Annotated in this window: 1 protein-coding gene; it reads left to right on the top strand. The window is 62.5% G+C overall.

The window, feature by feature from the left end:
* The first annotated feature begins 52 nt into the window (after positions 1-52).
* Positions 53-1,341, top strand: a protein-coding gene (locus ACX80V_RS21805; protein ID WP_485844903.1) for an IS3 family transposase whose coding sequence is annotated in 2 segments (ribosomal slippage) — positions 53-326 and positions 326-1,341 — 1,290 coding nt in all. Because the reading frame shifts where the segments join, the coding sequence is not laid out codon by codon here.
* The last annotated feature ends 17 nt before the right edge of the window (positions 1,342-1,358 follow it).

Below are 1,358 nucleotides of genomic sequence, written 5' to 3'. Positions count from 1 at the left end.
CTGAACCGTCCCGGGTTTGATGCCGCTATCTTCTGTGAGAAAGATAGTGATTATGCCCAAGCAGTTTCCGCCCGAAGTCCGTGACCGTGCAGTGCGCATGACCTTGGATCGGTTGTCCGAATACCCGTCTGTCTATGCTGCCTGCAAGGCACTGGCCCCGAAGCTCGGGGTCGGCCCTGAATCGCTGCGCCGCTGGGTTGTCCAGGCCCAGGTCGATGCCGGGGAGAAGACCGGACCAAGCAGTGACGAGCTGGAAGAAATCAAACGGCTCCGGGCTGAGGTGAGGGACTTGAAAGAGTCCAACGAGATCCTCAAACAGGCCTCGATTTTCTTCGCGAGGGAACTCGACCCTCGCCGCCGCTGATCTGTCGATTCATCGACGAAATGCGGGCTGAAGGTCATGCGGTCGAGTCGATCTGTGCCGTCCTGCGGGAGCAGGGCGTGCAGGTCGCCGCACGAACCTACCGGGCGTGGAAGAAACGCCTGCCAGCCCTGCGCACCATCGAAGACGCCCGCATCACCGATGCACTCCGGGCCTTGAAAGTCCCCGATGCGAAGGGACGCCCCCGGCCCGAGATCATCTACGGGCGGCGAAAAATGACGCAGTGGCTGCGCCGGAACGGCTTCCCGGAAGCCTCCAAACACACAGTGGACCGGCTCATGCGCGAAGAGGGCATGAACGGCCTCATCAGAGGCCGCAGGACCCGCACCACCATCCCCGGCAAGGACGGCCGCCGCGCCGGCGACCTGCTGAACCGGGACTTCACCGCCCCGGCCCCGAACCAGGTCTGGGTGACTGATTTCACCTACGTCCCGGTCTACTCCGGATTCGTCTACGTCGCCCTGGTCATCGACCTGTACTCCCGGGCGATCGTCGGCTGGGAAACCTCAACCGTCAAGGACACCGCGTTCGTCGAACACTGCCTGAGGATGGCCCTGTGGCGGCGCGAACACACCGGCCGCCCGGCACCGCCGGGACTGATTCACCACTCAGATGCGGGAAGCCAGTACACCTCGATCCGTTACACGGACACCCTGGCCCTTGAGGGCCTGCAGCCGTCCATTGGCAGCGTGGGTGATGCCTATGACAATGCAGCCGCCGAGACCGTGATGGGGCTGTTCAAGAACGAGGCCGTCGCGAAGGATTCACCGTTCCGTGCCGGGGCGTTGAAGACCGAAACCGACGTGATGGAGATCGTCTTCGAGTGGGTCCACTGGTACAACAACGAACGCCTGCACTCCGCCCTGGATCACCAGACGCCAGAGGAATATGAGCAGACATATTATGATCTACAAACCGGCTCGTTACCCGACGACGCCGCCAACAAACAGGCGGCATGATTCCCGGGACGGTTCAG

Source organism: Pseudarthrobacter arbutini (assembly GCF_054510915.1).
The sequence above is the reverse complement of the archived record's forward strand: the minus strand, read 5'-3'. Positions and strand labels throughout refer to the sequence as shown.